We start from the raw sequence: 7,603 nt of genomic DNA on the forward strand, positions 1-7,603 counted from the left end.
GGATCCGAACACCGGCAACTGTCCGGATCCGGACACTTTGGCTGTCCGCAAGCCATTTTTCACCCAGTTTTGGGGCTGGCACGCGACTTGCACTAATGGCCATGTACCTGTTCTTTGACTCTCACATGCAAATGGATCGACATACACCACACATCGTCACCGGCGCCTCCATGGACAAGGTCGTGCCGAAGAAGCGCAGCCGCATCTGGCTGCGCATTGGCGCCGGCGTGGCCGCGGTTGCCGCCTGCGGCTTCGCCTTGTGGCACTTCGCGCCGCACGGCTTGCAGGTGGCTGCCGCCGACGTGCGCGTGGCGACTGTGGCGCCGGGCGTGTTCCGCGACGATATCGTCGTGCGCGCCACCGCCCAGCCGCTCAATTCGGTGATTCTCGATTCGGTGGAGTCCGGCCGCGTCGAACAGGTCTTCATCCGCGACGGCCAGATGGTCAGGAAGGGCGACCTGCTATTCCGGCTGTCGAACCCGCAGCGCAATATCGAGCTGCTGCGCACCCAGGCCGAAACCGCGCAGCAGGTGTCGAACCTGTCGAACCTGCGGGTGGCGCAGGAAGCGGGCCGCACCGATCACCAGCGCCGCCTGTCGGACCTCGAATTCGCCTGGTCGCAAGCCAGCAAGCAGCATGCGCGCAACCAGCGCCTGGCCGCCCAGGGCTTCATCTCGCAAGTCGCGCTGGAGGAGTCAAGCGACAAGCTGGCGCAGCAAAAGCGCGCGCTGGACGAGGAGCGCGCCCGCTTCGGGCTGGAAGAGACGGTGCGCAGCGGCGCGCTGACCGAAATGCAGACCGCGATCCACGGCCTCAATTCGGGCCTGAAGCTGGTGTCCGAGACCGTCGATGCGCTGGCCGTGCGCGCGCCGATCGACGGCATGCTGGCCGACTTCCACCTGCAGGTCGGCCAGACCGTCCAGATGAACGAGCATATCGGCCGCATCGACGACCCCACGCAGTTCAAGCTGGTGGCCGACGTCGACGAGTTCTACCTGAACCGCATCGCGGTCGGCCGTCATGGGACGGTGCGCCAGGACGACAAGGAATATCCGGTCACGATCAGTGCCGTGTTCCCGCAGATTAAAGATGGCCGCTTCACGGTCGAACTCCAGTTCGGCAAGGAGCAGCCGCCAGTGCTCAGCCCCGGCCAGGGCATCGACGCCCAGCTCACGCTCGGCGCGCCGGCGCAGGCCATGCTGCTGCCGAACGGCGCCTTCGCCAACGACACCGGCGGCGCCTGGGCCTTCGTGCTCGGCGCGGGATCGAACATCGCCGAGAAGAAGGCGATCCGCCTGGGGCGACGCAGCAGCACCCAGGTCGAAGTGCTGTCGGGATTATCGAATGGTGATCGCGTGATCATCTCCAGCTACACTCCGTTCGGGAAGGCCGAGCGGGTCGAACTCACCAAATAACAGAACAAGGGATCCAAACATGCTCAAACTTTCAGGCGTCAGCAAAGTCCACCAGACCGGCGAAGTGCAAACCACGGCGCTGGACCACATCGACCTCGACATCGCCGCCGGCGAGTACGTGGCCATCACCGGGCCGTCCGGCTGCGGCAAGTCGACCCTGCTGTCGGTGCTCGGCCTGCTCGATGTGCCCAGCAGCGGCGATTACTGGTTCGAAGGCCGCAACGTGGCCGGCTGGAGCGAGTCGAAGCTCAACGAGCTGCGGCGCGGGCGCGTCGGCTTCATCTTCCAGAGCTTCAACCTGATCGAGGAGCTGTCGGTGTTCGAGAACGTCGAACTGGCGCTCGAATACACCGGCACCTCGGCCGCCGAGCGGCGCGAGCGCGTGTCGGCCATGCTGCACAAGCTGGGTGTGGCGCACCGCGCCGGGCACCGGCCGTCGCAGCTGTCGGGCGGCCAGCAACAGCGCGTGGCGATCGCGCGGGCGCTGGTGGCCGGCCCCGCCCTGCTGCTGGCCGACGAACCGACCGGCAACCTCGACACCGCGCATGGCGACGAGGTGATGCGCCTGCTCCGCCAGATCAACGAGGAAGGCACCACCGTCGTGATGGTGACCCACTCGCCGGCCCACGCCGCCCAGGCTTCGCGCACCCTGCACCTGCTGGATGGCCGGGTGGTGGTCGACGCCCTGCAGGCCGCTTGAGGAGGCGGCATGAAGTTGCGTGACTTTCGGGTCGGCTGGCGCCTGCTGGCCAAGGAACCCGCGTATTCGTCGGTGGTGATCACCGGCCTGGCCGCCGGCATCGCCGTGTGCTTCCTGCTGCTCGGGCTGGTGCGCCATTCGCTCTCGTACGAACGCCACGTGCCGGAGCGCGAGCACGTGTTCCAGCTGATGGAGCGCTGGAACCTTGCAGTGCTCGGCAACGAATGGTTCATCACCACCAGCCTGCCCTCGCGCGACGCCGCGCTGGCCAGCGGCCAGCCGCTGCTGGCGACCACCGTGGTCGACCGCAACGTCGACGTGCGCGCCGGGTCGCAAGTGGTCAGCCTTGGCGTGGAACTGGTCGACGCCGACTTCGAGAAGATCTTCCAGCCGAAAGTGCTGGCCGGTGACCTGCATGAGGCGATCACGCGACCGGGCGCGCTAGCCCTTGCGCGGGCGACCGCGCTGCGCTTGTTCGGTACTGTCGACGCGGTCGGCAAGACCCTGCAGGGCGACAAGCAGAACTACATCGTGCTTGCCGTGGTCGCCGACCAGCCGGCCGCCACCACGATGGGCTTCGATTCGCTCGCCGGCATCAACAGCGGCTTCCTGCCGCCGGGGACGCTGAAGAATTTCGAGAGCGCGTGGGGCGGCAACCTGGGCCGCGTGTATCTCAAGCTGCTGCCGGGCAGCGACCGGCAGGCCGTGCTGGAAGCCGTCCGCACGGGCCTGCGCAACTCGCGCCTGGTCAAGCGCGACTATGCGGAGCAGGTCGCCGCGCTCGGCGGGCGCGACCTGATCGAATACAAGCTGACTCCGATCGCCGATGTCTACCTCGATCCCGACCAGAAGGGCACCTCCGACGTCCACGCCGACGCCCGCACCATCTACGGGCTGGCCGCGGTCGCCGTGCTGATCCTGCTGCTGGCCGCAAGCAACTATGTGAACCTGGCCACCGTGCGCACGCTGGCGCGCCAGCGCGAGATCGCGGTGCGCAAGGTGCTGGGCGCGTCGGCGCCGGCAGTGGCGCGCCAGTTCCTGGCCGAATCCGTGCTGGTGTGCCTGATCGCGACCGGTTGCGGGCTGCTGCTCGCGTGGCTGATGCTGCCGGTGTTCTCGGACCTCGTGCAGCGCAGGTTCGACAATATGTTCACCCCGGCGGCCATCGCCGCCACGGTGCTGTTTGGCGGGGTGCTGGGCCTCGCGGCGGGCGCCTACCCTACGTGGTCGGCGCTGCACGTGCGCGCCACCGCCGCCCTCGCTGGCCGCAGCGGCAGTGAAACCCCGCGCGGACTGTGGCTGCGGCGCACCCTCACCGCGCTGCAGTTCGCGGCGGCGATCGCGCTGACCGGAACCACGCTCGCCGTGGCGTGGCAAACCCACTACGCCAGCACGCTCAATCCCGGCTTCAACCCGGCGCCGCTGATCATGTTCGGCGCCCACAACGATATGCGCGATCCGCGCATGCGCGGCCTGCGCGATGCGCTGGTCCGCCTGCCGGGCGTGGAAGGCGTGGCCGAATCCAGCAACGACATCTTCGCCAACAATAACGTCACCACCCTGCGCCGCGACGGCGGCGAGGCGACGGACCTGAGCCTGCATATCGTCAGCCCGGAATTCTTCAGCGTGTACGGCCTGAAGGCGGTGGCCGGACGCCTGTTCGATCCGGCGCTGGATGCCCCGAACCAGCCCGACCGCGTGGTGGTCAATGCGTCGGCAGCGCGTGCCCTCGGCTTCGTCACGCCGCAGGACGCGGTGGGCAAGTCCATCGCCGACACCGGCGGCGACGTCAAGCCGAGGCAGATCGTTGGAGTGGTGGCGGACGTGCGCAATCCATCGGGCCGCGGCAGCGCGCAGTCGAGCGTGTTCTACCTGCGCGACCAGGTGAAGGTGTTCACCGTGCGCTGCAGCGGCGATCCGGCGACAGTGATGCGCGAGATCGCGCAAGTCTGGCCGCGCTTCTTCCCGAACGAGACCCAGGACCCGCTGCGCATGGCCAGCTTCATCGCCCGCGAGTTCTACGCCGACGACCTGCGCCTGGCGAAGCTGCTGGCCGCATCGAGCGCGATCGCGATCGCCATCGCAGCCTTCGGCATCTATGTGCTGGCGGCCTACAGCGTGCAGCGCCGTACCAAGGAGATCGTGCTGCGCAAGCTGTACGGCGCAGGCCAGGGCGCGATCGGCAAGCTGGTGGCGCGCGAGTTCGCGACCCTGGTCGCGGCCGGCGCGCTGCTCGGCCTGCCCCTGGCATGGATCGCGACCCAGCGCTACCTGGCGCCGTTCACCGAGCGCGCCCCGGTCGGGCTGTGGACACTGGCGGCGGCGCTGGCCCTGGCCGGGCTGGTCACGCTGTTCTCCACGCTGCGCCACACACTGGCCGCGGTCCGCATCACCCCCGTGCGCGCGCTGCGCGACTGAAGGAAACCAATATGAACCTGCGTGACTTTCGCATCGGCTGGCGCCTGCTGGCCAAGGAGCCGGCCTACTCGGCGGTGGTGATCATGGGCCTGGCGGTCGGCTTTGCGGTGTGCTTCCTGCTGCTCGGCTACGTGCGCCATTCGCTGTCCTACGACCGCGCCGTGCCCGAGCGCGAACGGATCTTCCGGCTGATGCAGCACTGGAACCTGTTCTCGTCCGAGCTGCGCTGGCATGACGCGGCCAGCCTGCCGGCGCGCGACGCCGCACTGGCAAGCGGCCAGCCGATCCTGGCAAGCACCGTCATCGACGGCGCGGTCGATGTGCGCGCCGGCGACACGGTTCAGAAAATCGGCTTCGCCGTGGTCGACCCCGATTTCGAGAAGATATTCCGGCCGACAGTGCTGGCGGGCGACCTGCGCGATACGCTTTCCCGTCCCGATGCGCTGGCCTTGACGCACGAAACGGCTGTCAAGCTGTTCGGCCGTGCCGACGTGATCGGACAGACGGTGGTGTTCGACGACCGTACTTTCCGGATCGGCGCAGTGCTGGCCGACCAGCCGGCCGCCACCACCCTTCCCTTCGACTCGCTGGCTGGCACCAACACTTCCGCCTGGAACGAGGAATACCGCGATCTCGTCACCCGCAACTGGGGTTCGGCGCACGGACGTGTTTACATCAAGCTGCTGCCGGGCGCCGATCCGCAAGCCCTGCTCGACGCGGTGCAGCGCGCACTGCGCGCGTCACCCAGGTACCAGCGCCAATCTCCGGACCAACTGGCCCGCCTGGGCGGCCGCAACCTGATAGATTTCCGCCTCGGCCCTCTCGCCGATGCCTATCTCGACCCCGACACCCAAGACTCCCGGACGCGCCACGGCGACCGCAACACGATCTACGGCCTGACCGCGGTGGCGGTGCTGATCCTGCTGCTGGCCGCGACCAACTACATCAATCTCGCCACCGTGCGCACGCTGCGCCGCCAGCGCGAGATTGCGCTACGCAAGGTGCTGGGCGCCGCCGCCCCGGCAGTGGTGCGCCAGTTCCTGGCCGAGAGCGTGCTGGTGTGCCTGATCGCGACCGGCGTCGGCCTGCTGCTGGCGTGGCTGCTGCTGCCCGTATTCTCGGATCTGGTGCAGCGCAAGTTCGACCACATGTTCGACCCGGCCGCGCTCGCGGCGAGCCTGGCGCTCGGGCTGCTGCTGGGGCTTGCGGCCGGCGCCTACCCGACCTGGTCGGCGCTGCGCGTGCTCCCGACCACAGCGCTGGCCGGCCGCGGCAATGCCGAGACCGCGAGCGGCCTGTGGCTGCGCCGCATACTCACGGTGCTGCAACTGGCGGCGGCGATGGGACTGACCGGCACCACGCTCGCCGTGACCTGGCAAACGCATTACGCCAGCACGCTCAATCCCGGCTTTGCGCCCGAACCGCTGCTGACATTGGGAACGAACAAGGACATGCGCGACGCCCGCGTGCATGCATTCCGCGACGCGCTTGCGCGCCTGCCCGGCGTGATCGAAGTGGGCGAAAGCGATACGCCAGTCACCGCCAGCGTCAACAGCACGTCGCTGCGGCGCGATGGCGGCGAATCGGTCGAGATCAACTACTACCAGGTCAGTCCGGAATTCTTCGATGCCTACGGCCTCAAGCCAGTGGCCGGACGCCTGTACAACCCGGCGATGGATACCATGCACAGCATCGGCCGGGTGGTGATCAACCAATCGGCGGTGAAGAAATTCGGCTTCGCCAGCGCCCAGGACGCGATCGGCCAGACGCTCGCCAGCCCGAGCGGCCACGAAAAGCCGATGCAGATCGTCGGCGTGGCGCCCGACATCCGCCACCGCACGGCGCGCGAGCCGATGCAGGCCAGCGTGTTTTACCTCGGCGACAAACTATACGAATTCACGGTGCGCAGCCAGAACCAGCTCACTGTCCAACGCGAGATCGAGCGCCTGTGGCCCACCTTCTTCCCCAACGACGTGCTGCAGGTGACGCGCATGGGCACGCAGATCGCCGAACGCTATGCCGACGACCTGCGCCTGGCCAAGCTGCTGGCCGCGTCGAGCGTGATCGCGATCGCCATCGCCGCGTTCGGCGTGTACGTACTGGCCGCCTACAGCGTGCAGCGGCGCACCCGCGAGATTGTGCTGCGCAAGCTGTATGGCGCCAGCGGCGGCGCGATCGGCGGCCTGGTGCTGCAGGAGTTCGCCCAGCTGATCTGCGCCGGCGCCCTGCTCGGCCTGCCGGCCGCGTGGATCGCGACCGAACGCTACCTGGCGCCGTTCACCGAACGCGCGCCGGTCGGCATGTGGACCGTGCTGGCGGCGCTGATGGTGGCGGCCGCGGTGGCGCTGGGCGCGACCTTGCGGCACACGCTGGCGGCGATGCGCATCACGCCGATCCTCGCGCTGCGCGATTGAGTAAAGCGCTGAAAATCTTGTACAACCCGGCAGCAGCTTGATCCATAATGGCATTTTTTCATTCCTACGGAGAGAGCATGCCGACCCAGGATACAGCCACCAGTTACGGATCGATTTCGCGGTTTAACCATTGGCTGGGCGCCCTGCTGGTGCTGGTGCTGCTGGCGATCGGGCTGTATTTCGAGGACATGCCGCGCGGCGACGTGAAGAAGTTCTGGAAGGGCCTGCACATCGCGATCGGCGCCTTCGCCGCGCTGTTCTTCCTGTGGCGCGTGTACTGGCGCATGCGCTCCACCTCGCCGCGCGAGCTGCCGCAGCCGCGCGCGCTGACGCTGCTCTCGAAGACCGTGCACGTGCTGCTGCTGGTGGGGATCACGGTGCTGGCGCTCACCGGCCCGCTGTCGATCTGGGCCACCGGCCGCGGCATCCCGGTCATGGGCCTGTTCAGCATCCCCAGCCCCTTCCCCGAATTCCGCTCGCTGCACGGCCCGCTCGAGGACATCCACGCCTTCGCCGCCGATGCGATGCTGTACCTGATCGGCCTGCACATCCTGGGGGTGATCAAGCACCAGCTGGTCGACCGCGACAACATCCTCAAGCGCATGGCCGGCCGCGCCTGAGGCGTTCGGCCGACGAAAAAAAACCGGGCCGCGGCC

5 protein-coding genes are annotated in these 7,603 nt (G+C 67.9%); all 5 read left to right on the forward strand.

What is annotated here, in order from left to right:
• The first annotated feature begins 131 nt into the window (after window positions 1-131).
• The 5 genes from NX778_RS23890 (at window position 132) to NX778_RS23910 (ending at window position 7,567) form a co-directional block, all read left to right on the forward strand.
• Window positions 132-1,415, forward strand: coding sequence for an efflux RND transporter periplasmic adaptor subunit (locus NX778_RS23890; RefSeq protein WP_258814315.1), 1,284 nt, complete (start codon window positions 132-134; stop codon window positions 1,413-1,415).
• A gap of 19 nt (window positions 1,416-1,434) precedes the next feature.
• Window positions 1,435-2,115 (forward strand): ABC transporter ATP-binding protein, encoded by a 681-nt coding sequence (locus NX778_RS23895; protein ID WP_258814316.1) that lies wholly within the window; start codon window positions 1,435-1,437, stop codon window positions 2,113-2,115.
• 9 nt (window positions 2,116-2,124) lie between these two features.
• Window positions 2,125-4,533: an FtsX-like permease family protein gene (locus NX778_RS23900; RefSeq protein ID WP_258814317.1), complete on the forward strand. Its 2,409-nt coding sequence runs from the start codon at window positions 2,125-2,127 to the stop codon at window positions 4,531-4,533.
• A gap of 11 nt (window positions 4,534-4,544) precedes the next feature.
• A complete protein-coding gene (locus NX778_RS23905) occupies window positions 4,545-6,947 on the forward strand; it encodes an ABC transporter permease (RefSeq protein WP_258814318.1) in 2,403 nt (800 codons plus the stop codon).
• Window positions 6,948-7,024: 77 nt separating this feature from the next.
• Entirely contained in the window at window positions 7,025-7,567 is a 543-nt protein-coding gene (locus NX778_RS23910; protein WP_258814319.1) for a cytochrome b, read from the forward strand.
• The last annotated feature ends 36 nt before the right edge of the window (window positions 7,568-7,603 follow it).

Source organism: Massilia terrae (assembly GCF_024753145.1).
GTDB classification, from domain to species: domain Bacteria; phylum Pseudomonadota; class Gammaproteobacteria; order Burkholderiales; family Burkholderiaceae_D; genus Telluria; species Telluria terrae.

Coding starts and splice junctions, on each gene's coding strand:
- NX778_RS23890 (WP_258814315.1), top strand. CDS start 132: ATGGATCGACATACACCACACATCGTCACCGGCGCCTCCATGGACAAG.
- NX778_RS23895 (WP_258814316.1), top strand. CDS start 1,435: ATGCTCAAACTTTCAGGCGTCAGCAAAGTCCACCAGACCGGCGAAGTG.
- NX778_RS23900 (WP_258814317.1), top strand. CDS start 2,125: ATGAAGTTGCGTGACTTTCGGGTCGGCTGGCGCCTGCTGGCCAAGGAA.
- NX778_RS23905 (WP_258814318.1), top strand. CDS start 4,545: ATGAACCTGCGTGACTTTCGCATCGGCTGGCGCCTGCTGGCCAAGGAG.
- NX778_RS23910 (WP_258814319.1), top strand. CDS start 7,025: ATGCCGACCCAGGATACAGCCACCAGTTACGGATCGATTTCGCGGTTT.